Source organism: Photobacterium sp. GB-36, from assembly GCF_003026135.1.
Lineage (GTDB): Bacteria > Pseudomonadota > Gammaproteobacteria > Enterobacterales > Vibrionaceae > Photobacterium.
This window is the reverse complement of record NZ_PYNY01000091.1, coordinates 1-504: the sequence shown is the minus strand read 5'-3', so window position 1 is coordinate 504 and position 504 is coordinate 1. Positions and strand designations below refer to the sequence as shown.

Genomic DNA, 504 nt, shown 5'->3' with positions numbered 1-504 from the left:
GAGAGAATGGTGCGGAAGGAGAGACTTGAACTCTCACACCTTGCGGCGCCAGAACCTAAATCTGGTGCGTCTACCAATTCCGCCACTTCCGCATATTGTCAGTTATAAATAACTGTTGTCTCTAGTTGTATTGTTTAAATCAGTAATTGGTAAAAAGCTGATTTAAAGAATAAATGGTGGCTACGACGGGATTCGAACCTGTGACCCCATCATTATGAGTGATGTGCTCTAACCAACTGAGCTACGTAGCCAACACAGAATACTGAATTTCATCAATACTCTTAAATAATGGCAGGTCTACCTGGATTCGAACCAGGGAATGGCGGCATCAAAAGCCGCTGCCTTACCGCTTGGCGATAGACCTACAGCGCTTGTTCACACAAGACTTTCACAAACTAGAGAGAATGGTGCGGAAGGAGAGACTTGAACTCTCACACCTTGCGGCGCCAGAACCTAAATCTGGTGCGTCTACCAATTCCGCCACTTCCGCATATTGTCAGTTAT

4 tRNA genes are annotated in these 504 nt (G+C 45.6%); all 4 read right to left on the bottom strand.

Annotated elements, in window-relative coordinates:
• Positions 1–7: 7 nt before the first annotated feature.
• Positions 8–92: transfer RNA gene (locus C9J46_RS21480), tRNA-Leu, on the bottom strand.
• A gap of 82 nt (positions 93–174) precedes the next feature.
• Positions 175–251, bottom strand: a tRNA-Met gene (locus C9J46_RS21475).
• 38 nt (positions 252–289) lie between these two features.
• Positions 290–364 (bottom strand) — tRNA-Gln (locus C9J46_RS21470).
• Positions 365–405: 41 nt separating this feature from the next.
• Positions 406–490: transfer RNA gene (locus tag C9J46_RS21465), tRNA-Leu, on the bottom strand.
• Positions 491–504: the final 14 nt, after the last annotated feature.